General features: G+C 48.8%; 18 protein-coding genes. 4 read left to right on the forward strand and 14 right to left on the reverse strand.

The genetic code is table 11. The features are described from left to right. Nucleotides 1-34: 34 nt before the first annotated feature. From AYO36_RS09410 to AYO36_RS09425, 4 genes are all read right to left on the reverse strand, one after another. Nucleotides 35-2,590, reverse strand: coding sequence for an ATP-binding protein (locus AYO36_RS09410; RefSeq protein WP_064300256.1), 2,556 nt, complete (start codon nt 2,588-2,590; stop codon nt 35-37). A gap of 208 nt (nt 2,591-2,798) precedes the next feature. Then, the gene (locus AYO36_RS09415; RefSeq protein ID WP_064300257.1) at nt 2,799-3,251 is read right to left on the reverse strand and encodes a hypothetical protein; all 453 of its coding nucleotides are present in this window, start codon (nt 3,249-3,251) and stop codon (nt 2,799-2,801) included. A gap of 71 nt (nt 3,252-3,322) precedes the next feature. Further along, nucleotides 3,323-3,742 carry a hypothetical protein gene (locus AYO36_RS09420; RefSeq protein WP_047390976.1) on the reverse strand — a complete coding sequence of 140 codons (420 nt, stop codon included), beginning with the start codon at nt 3,740-3,742 and terminating at the stop codon, nt 3,323-3,325. Further along, a complete protein-coding gene (locus AYO36_RS09425; protein ID WP_064300258.1) occupies nt 3,742-5,859 on the reverse strand; it encodes a DNA topoisomerase III in 2,118 nt (705 codons plus the stop codon). Before AYO36_RS09425 ends, AYO36_RS09420 begins: the two co-directional genes overlap by 1 nt. A 44-nt stretch (nt 5,860-5,903) precedes the next feature. On the opposite strand from AYO36_RS09425, the gene AYO36_RS09430 reads away from it, so the two are divergent. Beyond that, nucleotides 5,904-6,800 carry a DMT family transporter gene (locus AYO36_RS09430; protein WP_023467639.1) on the forward strand — a complete coding sequence of 299 codons (897 nt, stop codon included), beginning with the start codon at nt 5,904-5,906 and terminating at the stop codon, nt 6,798-6,800. 46 nt (nt 6,801-6,846) lie between these two features. Here AYO36_RS09430 and AYO36_RS09435 read toward each other — a convergent pair whose 3' ends face one another. Beyond that, the gene (locus AYO36_RS09435; RefSeq protein WP_064300259.1) at nt 6,847-8,307 is read right to left on the reverse strand and encodes an MDR family MFS transporter; all 1,461 of its coding nucleotides are present in this window, start codon (nt 8,305-8,307) and stop codon (nt 6,847-6,849) included. A gap of 145 nt (nt 8,308-8,452) precedes the next feature. Here AYO36_RS09435 and AYO36_RS09440 point away from each other — a divergent pair, with 145 nt between their 5' ends. After that, a complete protein-coding gene (locus AYO36_RS09440; protein ID WP_023467637.1) occupies nt 8,453-9,268 on the forward strand; it encodes an SDR family NAD(P)-dependent oxidoreductase in 816 nt (271 codons plus the stop codon). Between the two features lie 44 nt (nt 9,269-9,312). Here the strand turns inward: AYO36_RS09440 and AYO36_RS09445 are convergent, their stop codons facing one another. From AYO36_RS09445 to rnz, 7 genes are read right to left on the reverse strand one after another with little or no spacing between them, the layout of a single operon-like run. Beyond that, complete coding sequence (locus AYO36_RS09445) at nt 9,313-9,684, reverse strand: hypothetical protein (protein ID WP_064300260.1); 372 nt, start codon at nt 9,682-9,684, stop codon at nt 9,313-9,315. Nucleotides 9,685-9,711: 27 nt separating this feature from the next. Then, nucleotides 9,712-10,275 carry a hypothetical protein gene (locus AYO36_RS09450; RefSeq protein ID WP_064300261.1) on the reverse strand — a complete coding sequence of 188 codons (564 nt, stop codon included), beginning with the start codon at nt 10,273-10,275 and terminating at the stop codon, nt 9,712-9,714. After that, nucleotides 10,272-11,225, reverse strand: a complete 954-nt coding sequence (locus tag AYO36_RS09455) for an ATP-binding cassette domain-containing protein (RefSeq protein ID WP_082874219.1) — start codon at nt 11,223-11,225, stop codon at nt 10,272-10,274. The genes AYO36_RS09450 and AYO36_RS09455 overlap by 4 nt, the downstream gene beginning before the upstream one ends. Then, on the reverse strand, nt 11,161-11,880 hold the full coding sequence (locus AYO36_RS09460) for a hypothetical protein (protein WP_058712924.1): 720 nt from the start codon (nt 11,878-11,880) through the stop codon (nt 11,161-11,163). The genes AYO36_RS09455 and AYO36_RS09460 overlap by 65 nt, the downstream gene beginning before the upstream one ends. Continuing rightward, entirely contained in the window at nt 11,858-12,262 is a 405-nt protein-coding gene (locus AYO36_RS09465; RefSeq protein WP_055966801.1) for a DUF4430 domain-containing protein, read from the reverse strand. The genes AYO36_RS09460 and AYO36_RS09465 overlap by 23 nt, the downstream gene beginning before the upstream one ends. Then, nucleotides 12,259-13,155, reverse strand: coding sequence for a hypothetical protein (locus tag AYO36_RS09470; protein WP_055966805.1), 897 nt, complete (start codon nt 13,153-13,155; stop codon nt 12,259-12,261). The genes AYO36_RS09465 and AYO36_RS09470 overlap by 4 nt, the downstream gene beginning before the upstream one ends. A 3-nt stretch (nt 13,156-13,158) precedes the next feature. After that, entirely contained in the window at nt 13,159-14,064 is a 906-nt protein-coding gene (gene rnz, locus AYO36_RS09475) for a ribonuclease Z (RefSeq protein ID WP_055966808.1), read from the reverse strand. A gap of 108 nt (nt 14,065-14,172) precedes the next feature. On the opposite strand from rnz, the gene AYO36_RS09480 reads away from it, so the two are divergent. After that, nucleotides 14,173-14,352, forward strand: a complete 180-nt coding sequence (locus tag AYO36_RS09480) for a hypothetical protein (RefSeq protein WP_023467629.1) — start codon at nt 14,173-14,175, stop codon at nt 14,350-14,352. Between the two features lie 62 nt (nt 14,353-14,414). On the opposite strand, the gene AYO36_RS09485 is transcribed toward AYO36_RS09480, so the two are convergent. Beyond that, nucleotides 14,415-15,539, reverse strand: a complete 1,125-nt coding sequence (locus tag AYO36_RS09485; protein WP_064300262.1) for a M20/M25/M40 family metallo-hydrolase — start codon at nt 15,537-15,539, stop codon at nt 14,415-14,417. Nucleotides 15,540-15,634: 95 nt separating this feature from the next. Here AYO36_RS09485 and AYO36_RS16775 point away from each other — a divergent pair, with 95 nt between their 5' ends. Continuing rightward, the gene (locus AYO36_RS16775) at nt 15,635-15,784 is read left to right on the forward strand and encodes a hypothetical protein (protein ID WP_156501846.1); all 150 of its coding nucleotides are present in this window, start codon (nt 15,635-15,637) and stop codon (nt 15,782-15,784) included. On the opposite strand, the gene AYO36_RS09490 is transcribed toward AYO36_RS16775, so the two are convergent. Beyond that, a complete protein-coding gene (locus tag AYO36_RS09490; RefSeq protein WP_023467626.1) occupies nt 15,772-16,725 on the reverse strand; it encodes an aromatic acid exporter family protein in 954 nt (317 codons plus the stop codon). The two genes, AYO36_RS16775 and AYO36_RS09490, sit on opposite strands and share 13 nt — an antisense overlap. Between the last annotated feature and the right edge of the window lie 42 nt (nt 16,726-16,767).

Below are 16,767 nucleotides of genomic sequence, written 5' to 3' on the forward strand. Positions count from 1 at the left end.
TCTTTGATTTTTCAATCAAAGAACGTTTTTGACATTAACATTCATCTGCCGATTCCGTGACCGGTACGACGGACTGGACGATCGGTAGTTCGACGATGAACGCCGACCCGACACCTTCCGTTGATTCGACATGAATCATTCCTTCATGCGAACGAACGATTTCCTGACAAATCGCAAGACCAAGACCGGTACCGCCGATTTTTCGACTATCCGAATTATCGACTCGGTAAAACTTACTGAACAGTTGTGGTAGCGCGTGACGCGGAATACCAATCCCTTCGTCTTCGATCTTCAACTGAACCCGGTCTTCGACTTGACGCATCGTAATCGTGATCTGACCACCATCTGGTGAATACTTGATCGCATTGTTGATCAGGTTCGTGAACAACTGGCGCATTTTTTGTTCATCGGCATGAATCCGACCCGTCGTCGTTTCTTCAAAATCAAGGACAAGCTCGTGATCTTTTGCCGAAGCGGTATGGAACTCGACCGTTTCCTGAATGACTTTCGTCAGATCAAGCGGTTTAAAGTCATACTGTTGCTGACTCGATTCCATGCGCTGGACATCGAGGAAGTCGTTGACGAGATTCGTCAACCGTTCGGTTTCTGCATGAATCGTCTCGAGATACCGTTGACGTTTTGATTCCTGTACGTCGCGCGCGAGCATCAATTCCGTGTAGCCGTAAATCGAGGCAAGCGGTGTCCGCAACTCATGCGAGACGGTCGAGACGAATTCCGATTTCATCCGGTCGATCGCTGTCTCTGCCGTCACGTCACGTAAGACGAGCATCGTACCGCGGAAACAACCACCGTAATGAATTTCCTCTGCATACAGCGTGACGAATCGCTCTTCCTTGTTTAAGGACAACGCCAAGCTCTCCGTCGGAATTTCCTGACTGCAGACGTGATCCATGTAGGTTAAGAACGCCTCATGTTGATCGACTTGCACTGCCAACTCTTCGATTTTGACGTCGAGCGTCATCAATCCTTCTTCCGCCACTTGATCGTGCGCCGGATGATGGAATAAAGCGAGCAATGGTTTATTGGCAAAAATCGTCTCTCCTTCGATATAGATGACCGCTTCCCGAATCGAATGGAGAAGTTTGGACGTCTTTTCCCGTTCTCGTTCGACTTCTTCAAAGACACGCATCCGGAGCAAGGAGAGTGCCAATTGACGGGAGAACGACCAGATTTCGTTCGTCTGCTCTTCCGTAAAGGCATCTCGGTAACGGACGAGATAAATGCTTGCAATCATTGTGTTCGTCGCTGGATCCATCACCGGTACGACGATTTCGTACATAGTGTATGGATACGGGAGCGGATGATGACTCGCGACTTGTTTCGTCGAGCGAACGGCACGTTTATTAAGACGTGCGCGTTCGAGTAATGACGTCGAAGCGTGCAATAACTGGTGCTCCTGAGCTGACGTCATCCCGTACGAGACGAGATCCGTATAACGGTCTTGCTCTAAGAAGACGATTGCTCCGAGCTCCGCATCGGTGATCGTAATCAATTTTTCGATGATCGCTGGATACGCCGTCAACGTCTCACGAGACGCGAGTGTCTCGGTCAACTCATTGCGATAACGCAAATGGGTCTCGTTGCGCAACGTGATGTCGAGTGCTTCTTCGAGCTCTTCCTGTTGCGATTGAAGCTCTTCTTGCTGGGCAATTAATTCTTCCTGTTGACTTTGTAGTTCATCGTTACTTGCGACGAGTTGATGTTTTTGCCCGGAAATAGCGGCTGCCATCTGGTTGAACGTCGTCGTCAACTCACCAATCTCATCTTGACGATTCGTGATGACGATCGGTGTCGCATCCTCACCTTTAGCGAGTCGTCCACTTTCCCGGTTCAACTGACGCAACTGACGCGTCAAGCGGCGGACGAATGGTCGGACGAAAACGAGAGTAATCAATAAGAGGATTGCAATATTGACTGCTCCGAGAATTTGCGACGAGTTGACTTGTTTACCAAGCCGCTCTTGCGCTGCCATCTCTTGATCGTTTAAGGAATTACGATATTTTGTGAAGACCGTCTCCATATCAACGATACTTGAACTCATATCAGCCGCACTCTTCGTCTTGATGTTAAACTTCCGCTGTGGATCGAGTGGTTTTGATTTCGTGACCTTTCCAAGCGTCGGCATCTTCAAGAACGGTTCCGTCACTTTGCCGTCTTTTTTCGCCGCGACATAATTGACGAGGCTTGGCATGACGCGTTGGGTATACGCCGTGTAGAGTTCCCGTGCGTCCGTTGCATACTGTCGTTCTTCTTTAAAACGTGCATTTCGCTCGAACCACGTCGTTTGTTGATTGATACCATTTTTCTTTTCTTCGATTTCCTTCAGCATTTCTTCGTCACCAAGCAAGACGAAGCCCCGCATTTCGTACTGCATACTTTGCCATGATTCGTACAAATCCGTCGCCCGTGTCCGATGTTCGTTTAACATCTTTAATTCTTGCCGTGATTCATCCACCTGTTGTTTCGTATATAGGTAGACACCACCTGTCGTTAGCAGCAGTGTCAGAAAAATCACATAAAACGCAGACATGATTTGCCGTCCGATCGTTCGATTCAGCCATGTTTTCATTAAAAGAATTCAACTCCTTTCCCTTTATTCTTCTCCAGCAATAAAGGTATTCCCGTCCATTCATTGTAAACTTTTTTCAATCAATACACAGCATTCTGCTCAAAAAGATTTCAATTTCATACAACTTTAATCTAAATCGTTGTATATGACAATTAGATGTCACGATTCGATCGTTTTCAACAAAAAAAGAGCCCCTGAGGACCCTTTTTTAATGATGATGGTGATGGCTATTGCTATGGCTCCGGACCGGCTGTTCGTCCGCTAAATGATCCGCATCCAAAATACCGAGCCGTAAGTATTGGGCGACGACTTGTTTTTTCGTCGTTTCGGAAATTTGATCCGTTCCTTGGACGAGCCTTAAGATGCCAGTCGCAATCCGAAACGGTTCGAGATTCGTCTTTTCCACCGGAAAACTTGTCAACGTTTCTAAGTAAGCGACGTAATTCAGTGCATCCGATTCATCCGGACTGACGAGACGCGCCGCATGCTCGCGCAGTTGTTGCGTCAATGAATTCGTCGAAATTCCCTTTGAGGCCGCAGAGATAACTCCAAACAGAATGAAACCGATGATGAGAACAAAAAATCCGACCATGAAAATCGGCATGCCCGAGAAGAAGCCGTCGCCTCCCAGTTCGCCTTCCATGAATGCTACTGTGAACATAGTGAACCCTCCAAATGAATAGAATGATGACGATCACTTATCCTACGTCATCCTCTTCAAGAAAGTTTCACCTAGTTAGGTAGTTTTTGTAAGTCAGCTTGGAACCAGTCTTCAACGAAGAAGCGTTCCGTCTCCGTCTCGATTTGATATGAATACAACACTTCGAAGTCGCCCTCCGTCAGCATCGGTAATGTCAATTCGCGGACGAGTTGGCGTAACTCTTCTGTCAGCTCAGCTTCGTAGCGGATGAATCCATCTTCCCGGTGCTCGACTTCCGTCAAGTACGGAAGTAGGATGTGTTTTCCGAATGATTGTGGATCATCGATCACTTCCGCTGTCACACCAAACAGTTCTTCTGCTTCTTCGACCAGTCCTTCTGCCGACTGTACCTCGATATGATCCGGAAACCAGACCGTCAAGCGGCGCCCTTCCTGTAACAGTCGTTCAAAGACAGGACGAAATGATTGATTTTGAATCAGTTCGTATTGCATCAGTCTTCCCCTTTCGTGAATTCGAATTTTAATTGATCGCGTTCGAGATAGAGCATCGCCTTAAACTGGCGCGCATTCTTTTTCATCTCGAGTGGCTTTGTTTTTTGACCCGCTAGTACTTTTTTGACTTCCGTTTGCGTCAGTCGGGCACCAAGGATCGTTTTCGGTAACGTAAAGCCACAGTTGTTCTTTTGATAGCCACTGCAGCCATAGAACTTCCCACGATCAAGCACTGCTGATTGACACAGCGGGCACGGACCGACCGGACGATTCGTTGCACCCCGCGGGGACTTGCTTTTGACTTGTGTCGGATCAACGGCGAGTTGTTCAATTCGTTGTTTTGCATCGACGACGAGATGCTCCGACAATTTTTTCGCCTGTTCAATGAACTGGGCAGCAGATGCTTCTCCTTTGCCGATTTGCTCGAGACGGCTTTCCCACTTCGCTGTCATCTCTGGTGAAGCAAGAATACTTCCCGTCACGGCATCGATCAAGATTCGACCTTTTGGCGTCGGATGAATCTCTTTTTTGACAAGTTTAATGTACTCGCGTCGTTTTAGTCCGTCGATGATCCCGGCACGGGTTGCTTCCGTCCCGAGTCCCTCGACTTCCTTCATGATCGCTTGTAGCTCATCTTCGAGTAATTTGCCAGCTGTTTTCATGCCGAGGATGAGTGTCCCTTCCGTATAGCGTTTCGGCGGCTCCGTTTGTTTCTCAAGCAGACGACAGCCTTTGATCGGCATCTCTTGTCCTTGTTCGACGGCTGGTAATTCGACTTCCTTTGACTCGATTTGTAAGACCTGTTTAAAGCCCGGATCAATCGTCCGACTGCCGCGTGTCAAAAAACGGTCCATCTCACGCGTCGTCACGATTTCCGTTTTCTCCGAGACAGCGTCCGGTGCAAAGGCAGCAAGGAAACGGCGAACGATTAAATCGTAGACTTGCGCATCTCGTCCAGAGAGCTTCGCGACGGCACCCGCCTCTTCTGTTGGAATGATCGCATAGTGGTCGCTGACCTTTGCCGGATTGACGTAGCGTTTATCGTTAGCTGGATTGTTCGTTAGGACATCCTTGATTGGGCTATATTCCGCTTGCTTCAATAACCGATCAAGAATGACCGGGAACTGTCCCGCCTCCTCTTTCGTCACGAAGGAAGAGTCCGTTCGCGGATAACTGATCCAACCACGGATATAGAGTTTTTGCGCGATATCGAGCGTCTCTTTTGCACCGAGACCAAACCGTCGGCTCGCTTCTGTTTGTAAGAGCGACAAACTGAACCAAAACGGTGGACGTTCCGTCTGCCGTTTTTTCTCGATCGATGCGACGATTCCGGTTCCTTTCGTCCGATCCACGATCGCTTGTGCCTGTTCCCGGTCACTCAGTTTCGTCTGTTTCTTCGCATTGATATATTTTCCTTTGTATCGCGTAAAATCCGCCTCGACTTCGTAGTACGTCTCCGGTAAGAAATTCTCGATCTGTTTTTCCCGTTCAACGATCAGTGCAAGCGTCGGTGTCTGGACTCGTCCGAGGGAAAAAACGTCGGCGATGCCCTTCTTCTTCAGTAACGTCGTATACGCACGGGACGCATTCATCCCGATCAGCCAATCGGCGCAAGCGCGACTCATCGCCTCATGGAAGATGTTCTCTGTTTCCTTACCATCGAGCAGGTTCGCAAACCCATGATCAACCGCTTGAGGCGTCAAACTCGAAATCCAGAGTCGTTGCAGTGGTTTCGCGTTGTTCGCGAGACGTAAGATCAATCGGACGATTGCCTCTCCCTCTCGCTCGGCATCCGATGCTATAATGATGGAAGTCGTCGTCCGCTCATTCAATAATTTCTTGATGACTTGGTACGGTTTACTCTTACCTTTTGCCAGTCGGTAATCAAATCGTTCCGGGATGATCGGCAGATGATCGTAGTTCCATCGTTTCCATTTGGCGTCATAATGCGCCGGCTCCTGCAGTTCACATAAGTGTCCGACCGCATAGGCGAGTTTTGCTCCTTGCGGAAACCGGTCACACGGCTTGATTTCAATGTAGCCGTCCCGCTTCACGGACGGATACGGTGCTGCCAGTTTTTCAGCTTGTTTTGGTTTTTCAGCAATGATCAATTGCACACGCTTCACCCTCATTTCCTTACTTCAGACATGTGGAGGTACCCATGCCCTATTTTACGTTATTCATGGCTTTATTCTTTATTTCAACATCGGCAATCTTCGTCAAGTGGGCGGAGACCCCGATTGAGGCTGTCGCCTTTTACCGCATGTTGTTCTCGACCTTGTTGTTGCTCCCGCTCATTCGATTGAAGGAACTTTTGCAACTCAGTTCGTCAACGATCCGGCATATGCTATTAAGTGGCATTTTGCTCGCCGGGCATTTTTGGCTGTGGTTCCTCTCTCTTGATTATACGACAGTTGCGAGCTCGACGCTCTTCGTGACCGCGAGTCCGATTTTTGTCCTGGCCGGTAACGCGTTATTCTTCAAACAACATCCGTCGCGCAAAGCACTCCTGTTCGTCGCTGTCGCCTTATTTGGTGGCGGTCTCGTCGCTTATGGAGATATCGCTGTCGGCATGCGTGCCTTGATCGGGGACGGTCTTGCCTTGCTCGCAACGATTTTAGTCGCTGGTTACTGGTTGCTCGGTCAACACGTCCGCACAAGCGTCTCGACGAACCTCTATTCGTTCGGTGTCTACGCTGTCGCGTCGCTCGTCTTGCTTTTGTTATCGTTGATTCAATCGACGAATCTCGTTGCTGCGTTCCAACAGGATTGGTGGCTGTATATTCTTCTCGCCGTCTTCCCGACGTTACTCGGTCACAATTTATTCAACTGGGCGCTCGCTCGTGTCAGCGCCAGCATCGTCAGTATCACGATTCTTGGTGAAGCGGTTTGGGGGATGATCTTCGGATACTATCTGTTCGATGAGAAGCTGACATGGATTCAAATCACCGGTGCCGCTTTACTATTGATCGGAATCGGATTGTTCCTCCGACGCAACGAACGCGATATTCGCGAACAACTCGCCCAGCGTGAGAGTGCCACTAGTCAATCTTCTTAATGACAAAAGCGAACCAGGATGATCATCATCCTGGTTCGCTTTTTCATTACGATCGTGGATCGTCAGGTCGAACTTTCGGTAAACGCCATGTCATCGCGAACGCGAGAATCGCACAAAAGACGCCACCGATGAAGACGTAACGTAATCCATGTGATAACGCGATTTCTGCCGCATACTGCACATCCTGTCCGAACGTTTTTGCCGTACTCGATTGGAAGAATGGATCAATCGCGTACCCTGAGAGCGTGTCCGACGCTGAAAACGAACGAAGGATGGATAGGTTGAAGATCGTACCGAAGATCGCAACACCGAGCGTCTGTCCCGTCGTACTCAAGAACGAGTTGACGGCCGTCGCTGAGCCACGAAGTGACCAATCGACGGAAGTCTGCAAGACGACCATAAAGACAGGCTGTGAGAGACCAAAACCAATTCCGATCAGCGAAACAGCAAGATAGATGAAGACATCACTTGATTCGCGCGTGATTAACGATAAAATCACAGTACCGACGATCAGCAATCCCATTCCTGTCATCGTCCGGTACCGGGGCGAGGCGACACCAATCGTCCGTCCACCGATGATGGCGGTCAGCGTCCAAAAAAGCGACAGCGGCATCAACATGAAACCGGCCTCAGTCGGACTCTTCCCGAGTACCCCTTGGGCAAAAATCGGAATATACGCTGACATCGAGACGAGCACCCAGGCGGAAAAGAAGACCGCTAAGTTGATCACGAGAATGACCGGATGGCGAATGACTGCTGGTGGTAAGAGTGGATCGCTCGCCTTTTTCTCGACGCGATAAAATGTGAACAACAACACGAAACTAATGAAAAAGCTCGCTAGAATGATCGGACGCAAGAACGTCTCCGACTCACTCCCCGACAATAAACCGTATAGAAACGCACTCATCCCGAGCGCAAACAATAACGCGCCCCGGTAATCGATTTTCCGCTCCGTTTCACGGACCGTCTCTTTGTAGTAAACGACGATCATGAAGAAAGACAATAAGGCAAACGGTACGTTTAGTAAGAAAATATACCGCCACGAAAGCGATTCGACGAGGAATCCACCGACAAGTGGTCCAGCGACACCTGAGATTCCCCAGACAGCGCTGAGCACTCCTTGGATTTTCCCCCGCTCCTCATATGTATACAAATCCCCAATGATCGTCATCGCGATCGGCAATACAGCTCCTGCCCCGATTCCTTGGACGGCGCGGAAAACGATCAACATCTCCATCGATTGAGCGAGTCCACAGGCTAACGAAGCGACGGTGAAGACGCCGATCCCGAATAACAGAACTCGTTTTCGACCATATAAATCTGCCATCTTTCCGTAAATCGGTGTTGATACCGCCATGAACAACAAGAATCCAGCAAAGATCCAACTGACTAATTTCGCCCCGTTCAATTCACTCGCCATGACAGGTGTTGCTGTTGCAACGATCGTCCCCTCGATCGCGGCTAAAAACGTCGCGAGCAACAAGGCGACGGTTACTTTTTTCCTCATTCGTTCCACTTCCCCTCTACTGTTCTATCATACTGGTTGAACCAGTGATAAGAAAAGTAAATGCTTACGAAACAGGATTCGCGGGAACGGTATGGAATGGTATACACTAGACTCAGATTCACGATTTCGAATGGAGGAATGTCCTATGTTACGAAAAACGGCACTGATTACCGGTGCATCGGGTGGAATCGGACTGGATCTCGCTGTTCTCGCGGCGCGAGATGGCTTCGATTGTGTACTCGTTGCCCGCAATGAGAAAAAATTGAAGGAGCTTCAACAGGTCCTTGAAAAACGCTATCAGATCAAAGTCTATGTATTCGCTGCTGATTTATCACTAAGCGACAGTGTTGATCGTCTCGTGCAATACTTAGAGGAACAAGAATTGACAGTCGATCTATTGTTCAATAACGCTGGCTTCGCCACGTCAGGACGCTTTGCGGAAATCGATCCAACAGAAGACATTAACTCGATCCAGGTCAACGTCGTCGCCTTGACGGATTTGACGAAACGTCTCTTACCAGGAATGGTTGAACGTGGCTTCGGACGCATCCTGAATGTCGCGTCGGTCGCTGCCTTCATGCCAGGACCTTACATGAGTGTCTACTACGCAACGAAAGCCTATGTCCTGTCGTTCTCGGAAGCACTTGCGACAGAAGTAGACGGCTCGGGTGTCAGTGTGACTTGTCTCTGCCCGGGACCGACCGATACGAACTTCTTCGACCGGGCGAACATCACGCTACCGTTTAAGAGTATGCCGTCACACCTCGTTGCCTTCGCCGGGTACCGTGGCATGCTCAAAGGACGCCGCGTCGTTGTTCCAGGTGCAAGCAACCGCGCCATGGTTTCCTTATCTCGTCTCTTGCCACGCCGTCTCCTGACAGAAGTGACCGGTCGCATTCAAGACCCTGCTCGCCAACAAGAATCCTCGACAGAAGAAGAACTCCTGTACGCGAATTCATGAAAAAAAACGGAAGGACCAGATAGCTGGTTCTTCCGTTTTTGTATTTATGCCTCGTGATGACGAAAACGCCGCGTCGCATAACGTTTGATGCGATCAAAGGTCGTCGTATAGCGATACAGATAACGAATGACGAGCGCACTCGTGATCGAGACGATGTAGCCTGTCGATAAGACGAGTAACCAGGAGACAATCGCGAGGAACCATGAACTCTCGAATCGTAAATGTTGCCAAAGTAATCCTTCTGATGAGGTAATGAGCATGGCGCTTGGGAAGATGGCGGCAGCAAGTAAGTAACAAGCAGCATAACGTCCTCTAATCGTACCTTTCATCAACAGAATACTGCCAAACACTAAGCCGACACTCGAGACGATGAGCAACATGACGACATAAGCAAGCGAAATCGACGATCCCAGCATATGCCTTCCCTCCTGTTCGATATGTTACTATTCTGTACCCCTCTTTTCATCGAATGAATGCATAATTCGTAAAAAAATCGGAAACAATATCCAAATGAAAATCGCGTTACTGAAACCGTGAAGCATATCAAACGTTCCTCCGGCTACAAGCAGTGTCAAAAAAGCTTGCCACGAGAATCCGGTCAATACCAAGAACCCGAGATTGCTCACCCATCCGTATAAGAAACCAGCTAGAAATCCATATCCAGTCAATATGATCCGGTAACGAAGAAACGGAACAAATCCTAAACTGGCAATCGTTGCATACGCCAGCGCTTGAAAGAGGACGAACGGACCGCTTCCGAGAAATAAGCTCGTTAATACAACGACAAGCATCCCAGAAATGGCTCCGACGATCGGATGGATGAATACGGCTAATAATAAGACGAGTGCCGTTGCCGGCTGGACGTTCGGCAAACTAGAAAACAACAATCGTCCGACAATTGCCGCTGCCGTGATGATGGCGATGAACCGTAATCGTTGATCCGTCATCTGAAGTCTCTCGAACATGACTAAAAACAGACAAACGATTAGAACCGTTGCGACGATCATACGAACAACCGACTTTCTTGTAAAAAGTCCTTCGTCGGTCCATCGAAAGCAACTTCTCCGTGCACGAGATAAATGATCCGCTGTGCTGCCCGAATGAGAACTGGATCATGCGTCGCCATGACGATCAGATTCGTCGGATTCTGCTGCCACGATGCGACGAAAGCCATTCGTGCGCTGTCATCAAGTCCAGCCGTCGGTTCATCAAAGTAATAGCTGTCTTTACTCCAATCGATACCGTCCAAGAGACGCTTTTTTTGCGTCGTAAAACTACCGCTTCGATCGTCTAATGGCGCAAGCATCGGATGCGCTGGTACATAATGTGTCTCCCCCGACCGCCGGACTTTTCCGTATAGCGGTCGCTCGACACCGAGCGCGAGTCGTAGTAACGTCGATTTCCCACTACCATTCGCACCGATGATCGCAATGCGTTCACCTTGATGAAACGACAATTTTGCTGTCACGAGTGCAAAGCGTGTCTGTAACGGATAACGGTGTTGGACGTTATCGATCCGATTCAGGACACGACCTGTCAGTTCAGTTGCGCGACTCGTGATCGCCAAGTCGGATTGTATCGTCATCGAGCAATGGATCTGACAATCAAACCGTCTTTCGATTTCTTCAAGCAATCCCATCAATCGCTTTCGCCTGACATGATCAAGAAAGAGAAACGGTTCCGACAAGAACAAGCTCTTTGGTGACGAAGACAACGCATGACCGAGTCCGACGAGCTGTTGTTCTCCGGAAGAGAGCTCACTGGACTCCGCTTCAAAAAAAGCTTCTAGCCCAAGCAAGGTCGCGAGTTCTCCTGCCCGAAACAAGGAACCCGTCGCCAGAAGATCTCGGACACGTCCATGAAGCAACCGCTCCGGTGTCAAGACCGGTTGTTCATGTTCGCCCGCCTGTTGACGTAGTCGCTCTTCGCGATCGGTGTCGGTATACATGATAGGCATCCCGGATTCCCCCTTTTGTAAATAATAGTGCTACGGGCAAAATCATCGCCGAAATGATTGCCCATGGTGTCAGACAAAGAGCCAGTCCTGCCGCAAGCAATAAGCCTGTCTGAACATCACGTCGCGTGATCGGTCTTAAGCGAGACGGCACCGCTTCAATCGGTACGATATGATAGGCGGCCATCCGCTCCAGTCGAACAGCAAGCGACGCATTCGGATGACTCATCTTGACTTCGGGCCAAGTGCGTAAGAAAGACGGAATCAGTGCCAGCACCATACCCGTCAATCGTGTCAGTCGAGGTAAGAAACGAAACAACGGTCCCATCTGCTCGAGTCGAACCAACGTAAAAATCCATTGACTCGACGTGATGAATAGCGTCACTTGGACCGTCGTTTCATAAATCGCTACTGTGTCGATGCTTGCACCATAAAGAAGCGGGACACACATCATGACGGCATAAAGAGCCGGGAGGACTAAATAGCGAAACACAGTCCGTTCTTGAACGAATAAAAACAAGAGCAGATGATAGACGACGATCACTGATTGATCATGTGTGAGGACGAACGGGATCGTAATCATCCCGATGAAAAAGAGAGCGACGTTCACTGGGTGAAGTCGCTCCCGTTCTGGTTTACTCAAAATAAGCCATTGCATCTTTTTCAAATCGCCATTCGAGACGATCTCCTTTTTTCAGTTCATAACTTCCAGCACCGACTTCGCCCGGTTTGCCGTTGACTCCGAAGACCCAGCCACTACCTGTTCCAGCTGATTTCTCTCGAATCCCATCGACTGCCGTGACATATGCCATCTCACCTTTGCCTGTTTTGACGACATCGAGCGTTGTATCTTCAAGTGCATCAAGTGCCGTATCTTTTTCGTTCAAGCATACGTCTTTATTAAATAACGTCTTATCCTTGACGTGATCCACGACCGATACCTTGACTTCCGCCTCGCAAGACGCTGTTTGTTGTTCCTCTTTTGCTTCCGCGCAACCGGCAAGTAACACGATACTTGCAGCAAATAGCCATTTTTTCATCGTACGACTCCTTTTCGCCTTGATGTCTCAAAGCTGTAATTGTATAACAGAATGGTTTTATTTCGTAAGGATTGACCGTCAGAACGGTAATACGTCAGACGGACCGCATTCGCTAAGACATCGTCCCCTGTATTGACGTACGGAATCAATTTCCCTTCGTCATCAATCAAGAAGACCGTTGCATCCTGCAGACTAAACGTTTCGTAGAGCCCATCGAGATCCATCTCGACATAAGGGGTTTTGGAATCATGTAAGATTTCATGAATCGAAAGCTTTCGCAACGTCTCAAACGATTGATTCGCATCAATCAGTTTCTGGTAATATGATGTCAACGATTTTGTCGCCAACTCTTCACGTGGTCGATAGGAAATCGTTCCTGTCAGCTCCTGGTAACTGACATCGTAACGAATGAAGCGTTTCGGTGTTTCGACGAGCATCTCAAACGAGGCGTTCCGGAGATTCCCGCCCCGATCGAACATCAACCGACTTTGTTCCATCCGCAGTCCCTCTTCACCGACACGCCGTTCGATTTGAGAAAGGAAATTGTCGAATGAGTCATCCGTGATCGTCACGCGACCAATCTGTTGTGTTTCTTCCCGCAACACTCCCGCATCAAACGGACCGAGAAAGAGTTGCAACAGGAAGAATAAGAACCCAAAGAGTGCCATGTACCGTTTATAACGCGAGTTCTTTTTCGGGTGCAGGACGATCAGGAAAATGATGATGCCGAGCGGTAACTGAATATCATAGACTGGAAACGACACGGCCCCGAGACACGCATAAAAAATGAACTTCATGTACAAGTATTTTTCTTTTTCCGTCCGACGTTCGAGTAAAAAACCTAATCCGCTAGCAGCCAGTAAAAAGAGTGCCCATAAAATGAGAAAGTCCATCGTCTATCCTTTGACCGGGACGATCCGGTGATCAAACATGAGATGACTGTTCGTGAATACTTCTCGTGCCTCTTGTTCCAGTACTTCCTCTTGATCGACATAACGAGCGGAAACGTGCGTCAATAGAAGCTTTTTCGCTCGTGCCGTTTCTGCAATGACAGCTGCCTGTCGAGCGGTCGAGTGACCGAAGCGTCCCGCATGTTCGACTTCTCGATCGGCAAACGTTGCTTCATGGACTAATACATCAACGTCTCGCGCCAGTTCGACCGAGGCTGCGCACGGCATCGTGTCGCCAAGAACGGCTAGCTTAACACCTGGTTTTGGTGATTCTAAAAAGTCGGACGATGGATAGACCGTTCCTTCGAATTCGAAGGTTTCTTCCAGTGTGATTCGGCGATAGATCGGACCGGATGGCACGCCTAGTGCCTTCAGTGCATCCACACGCAAGGCGCCCCGCTCTTCTGGTCCTTCGAGTCGGTACCCGAACGCCGGGAAGCGATGTTCAAGCGACCGCGCCGTCACGCGGAATCCATCCTGGTCATAGGTTTGACCGTCTTCGACTTCAACGATCCGGAGTGGATAGCGTAGATATGTTCCTGTGATGCGTAATGTCGCGTCCATCCATTCTTTGATCCCGGTCGGTCCATAGATCGTTAGCGGTGTCGTGCCTTCCAGCGCTGCTCTTGTACTAATGAATCCTGGTAACCCAAAGATATGATCCCCGTGTAAATGGGTGATGAAGATCGCGTTGACTTTCCGTGGTTTGATCGGGCTGTGTAAGATTTGATGTTGTGTCGCCTCTCCACAATCGAACAACCAGGTCATTTTGGGGTGTAACAAGGCAATCGATGTGACGTTTCGTTGTTTCGACGGCATACCGGCTCCTGTCCCTAAAAAATAAAATTCCATCTTTTTCCCCTTTTCGTAAAATTAGCATTTTTTATACACAAAATACACCTTTCTTCTGTTGAAGCATGGTAAACTGTACCTATTCAGATTTGGAAGGTGGTTTTTTCCATGACTAAGATTGAACGGACCTATGCCCGCATCGTCCGGGAAGCCCGCAAACTGAACGAGAGTTATCGGCAAAAATACGGAAAGTCGATTCAAATCGATGAAATCGCTTCGACCTTATTATGTACTGAAGAACTCGTTCTAGAGTCTATGGAATATGTTGATCGTCCTCAAGTAGTTTAATCGTACAATGATAAAGAGTGTACCGCAATGTTGCGGTACACTCTTTTTTGTGTTTCATCAGCTTATTTGTTCGTGATGTAATCGACTAGCGTCACGCAAAGTTCCGCTGTTTTGACGAGTTCTTCGATCGGCATCTTCTCATTCGTCGTGTGGATATCTTCATATCCGACAGCCAAGTTGACCGTTGGGATACCAAAACCAGCAATGACGTTGGCATCTGATCCGCCACCAGAATGTAAGAGGCGTGGCGTGCGTCCGAGTTGTGTGATCGCTGCTTTCGCGACTTCGACGACTTGATCTCCATCCTCGAACTTGAAGCCTGGGTACATGACTTTGACTTCAACTTCAGCACGACCACCAAGCTCTGCTGCTGCTTCTTCGAACGCCGCTTTCATCTTCTCTGTCTGTGCTTCCATCTTCGGAGCGACGAGTGACCGTGCTTCCGCGAAGATTTCGACATAATCACAAACGATGTTCGTTGATGGACCGCCACCGCTGAACCGTCCGATGTTCGCTGTCGTCTCTTCATCAATCCGACCGAGCGGCATCTTCGCGATCGCTTTCGACGCAATCGTAATCGCCGAGACACCTTTTTCCGGTGCGACACCAGCATGCGCTGTTTTCCCGAAAATCTTCGCATTGACTTTTGCTTGCGTTGGAGCAGCCGTAATGATGTCTCCGACTTTTCCATCTGAATCAAGTGCAAAACCATAATCGGCATCGATTTTCGATGGATCAAGAACCATCGCACCGACGAGTCCAGATTCTTCACCGACTGTGATGACGAACTGAATTTTTCCGTGAGGTTGTTTCGTTTCGTTCAATACATGCACGAGTTCGATCAGAGATGCGAGACCTGTTTTATCGTCTGCCCCAAGAATCGTTGTGCCGTCCGTCTTGACGTAACCGTCCTCGATGATCGGTTTAATGCCTTGACCCGGGAATACCGTATCCATATGGGAAGTGAAATAAATTTTATCGACGCCGTCTTTCGTTGCCGGAAGCGTGACGATTAAATTGTTTCCTTTATGTTCCGTCTTGGATGAAGCGTCATCCTCGAACACCTCACATCCGAGATCCTCGAACGTTTTTTTCAAATGGGCACAAATGCGTGCCTCCTCTTTTGATTCCGAATCAATCTGGACAAGTTCTAAAAACGTATCTAATACGCGTTGTTCATTGACCATGACAAAACCCTCCTCCTAATATGTTTCAATCCACTAGCGCTTTTTTAGTATACCATCCCCATCGTCATTTGCACTTCTGAAAGGTTGTTTGTACAATGGCAGTAATCAGTCGATACGAGAGAGGAGTCAATGACGATATGGCAAAACCATCGAAACAACAACGCATCATCAAATGGACGACGATCGGGATCTTAGCAATCTTCCTGATCGGTACGTTCGCCTCGACGATGTTTTATTTCTTTTGATTGACGTAGCGTTGTTTTAAACGTAAATATTGCTCCGCTTCTTGTAGCATGTGTAGTAAGGCAGAGCGGACCTCGAACTCTTCCCGCGTGACGGGTAAGGCAGAGGCACGGAAACGTGTCAATAACGCCTCTAGTTCTGAAATGTACACCATTGCGTCGGCTTCAGGTCGGACATTGTCACCAATCGTCCGAAAGAAGTCGGCGACTTTTTTTCCTTCTTCGACGACGAGGACCAGTTCCTCGGCATGATGGACGATACCGCGCAGTAACTCGAATTGTTGTTCGCGCATCCGGAAGTAGGCATAATCCTCATCATCGTTCCGACGACCGATCGCGTTTCCCATCCGTTTTAAGGCGGCATCCTTCCCTTCACGTAACAGTCGTTCTGTCTCGTCAAGCGTCAACGCATGATGATTGACCCGCCCTGTCTCGATCGCAGCGGCGACTTCGAAGAATAAGGCAGCGATCCGTTGATCAATCTTTTCTCGGCGGTCGTCAATCAACAAATCGAGACTTGGCATGTACATGTTGACAAGCAATCCGACACCAACACCAATGCCAAGCAATAAGGATTCATTTAACAGGATGTGCGCGTTGAGCTGACGTTCCGTATACAAATGTGTCAGAATGACGACACTCGTGATGAAACCGTCCTGAAGTCGGAGGCGTTGAACAGATGGAAGGAATAAAATGAAATAGATCAATAACGTCACCGGACGATAGCCGATGACCTCGAATAGAATGAATCCGAGCACGATGGCAAGTAATGATGCCATGATGCGTTCGTAAGAAGACCGAAACGTCTTCTTTCGTGTCGACTGGATGCTCAAGATGGCGATGATGGCAGCGAAGACGTAATAGTCGAGCTTGAGCTGTTCTGCGATCCACATCGCGAGCGCAGCAGCGACTGCTGTCTTCAGCGTGCGATAACCGATTTGCAACAGGTTCACCCCCTTTTGTTTTTCTTTGTTAGACTACCTACG

This window comes from Exiguobacterium sp. KKBO11, assembly GCF_001644945.1.
Lineage (GTDB): Bacteria > Bacillota > Bacilli > Exiguobacteriales > Exiguobacteriaceae > Exiguobacterium_A > Exiguobacterium_A abrahamii.

Excerpts from the sequence above, each read along its gene's own strand:
- AYO36_RS09455 (WP_082874219.1), bottom strand. The coding sequence starts at position 11,225 with ATGCCTATCATGTATACCGACACCGATCGCGAAGAGCGACTACGTCAA.
- AYO36_RS09435 (WP_064300259.1), bottom strand. The coding sequence starts at position 8,307 with ATGAGGAAAAAAGTAACCGTCGCCTTGTTGCTCGCGACGTTTTTAGCC.
- AYO36_RS09465 (WP_055966801.1), bottom strand. The coding sequence starts at position 12,262 with ATGAAAAAATGGCTATTTGCTGCAAGTATCGTGTTACTTGCCGGTTGC.
- AYO36_RS09420 (WP_047390976.1), bottom strand. The coding sequence starts at position 3,742 with ATGCAATACGAACTGATTCAAAATCAATCATTTCGTCCTGTCTTTGAA.
- rnz (WP_055966808.1), bottom strand. The coding sequence starts at position 14,064 with ATGGAATTTTATTTTTTAGGGACAGGAGCCGGTATGCCGTCGAAACAA.
- AYO36_RS09410 (WP_064300256.1), bottom strand. The coding sequence starts at position 2,590 with ATGAAAACATGGCTGAATCGAACGATCGGACGGCAAATCATGTCTGCG.
- AYO36_RS09440 (WP_023467637.1), top strand. The coding sequence starts at position 8,453 with ATGTTACGAAAAACGGCACTGATTACCGGTGCATCGGGTGGAATCGGA.
- AYO36_RS09445 (WP_064300260.1), bottom strand. The coding sequence starts at position 9,684 with ATGCTGGGATCGTCGATTTCGCTTGCTTATGTCGTCATGTTGCTCATC.
- AYO36_RS09480 (WP_023467629.1), top strand. The coding sequence starts at position 14,173 with ATGACTAAGATTGAACGGACCTATGCCCGCATCGTCCGGGAAGCCCGC.
- AYO36_RS16775 (WP_156501846.1), top strand. The coding sequence starts at position 15,635 with ATGGCAGTAATCAGTCGATACGAGAGAGGAGTCAATGACGATATGGCA.
- AYO36_RS09470 (WP_055966805.1), bottom strand. The coding sequence starts at position 13,155 with ATGGACTTTCTCATTTTATGGGCACTCTTTTTACTGGCTGCTAGCGGA.
- AYO36_RS09450 (WP_064300261.1), bottom strand. The coding sequence starts at position 10,275 with ATGATCGTCGCAACGGTTCTAATCGTTTGTCTGTTTTTAGTCATGTTC.
- AYO36_RS09460 (WP_058712924.1), bottom strand. The coding sequence starts at position 11,880 with ATGCAATGGCTTATTTTGAGTAAACCAGAACGGGAGCGACTTCACCCA.
- AYO36_RS09415 (WP_064300257.1), bottom strand. The coding sequence starts at position 3,251 with ATGTTCACAGTAGCATTCATGGAAGGCGAACTGGGAGGCGACGGCTTC.
- AYO36_RS09485 (WP_064300262.1), bottom strand. The coding sequence starts at position 15,539 with ATGGTCAATGAACAACGCGTATTAGATACGTTTTTAGAACTTGTCCAG.
- AYO36_RS09430 (WP_023467639.1), top strand. The coding sequence starts at position 5,904 with ATGCCCTATTTTACGTTATTCATGGCTTTATTCTTTATTTCAACATCG.